This window comes from Bacillus cereus group sp. N21, assembly GCF_016483395.1.
GTDB lineage: Bacteria > Bacillota > Bacilli > Bacillales > Bacillaceae_G > Bacillus_A > Bacillus_A pseudomycoides.
This window is the reverse complement of record NZ_JAEHBX010000369.1, coordinates 1-259: the sequence shown is the minus strand read 5'-3', so window position 1 is coordinate 259 and position 259 is coordinate 1. Positions and strand designations below refer to the sequence as shown.

Here is a 259-nt window from a genome sequence, read left to right as displayed (position 1 = left end):
ATTTACCGCATGCTTGTACCATTTCAACTTCTACTAATTGATCACATGTTAATCCAAATAAGCGTGAAAGCATACCGATACCACCACCAAGTGTTAATCCAACAATTCCAACACTTGCACTTGTACCAGCCGGTATTGTAACACCATAATTCCAAAGCTCTTTATAAACCGTGCCAAGATTTGCACCAGCTTCAATTGTTACTGTTAATTTATTTGTATTAACAGTAATGCGATGCATTTCACTCACATCAATAATAAG

The 259-nt window shown here is 36.3% G+C and carries 1 protein-coding gene; it reads right to left on the bottom strand.

Features of this window, described 5'->3' with window-relative positions:
- Positions 1-259: FAD-binding oxidoreductase (locus JDS96_RS31225; protein WP_199669169.1), on the bottom strand; the 259-nt coding region annotated here is incomplete at both ends.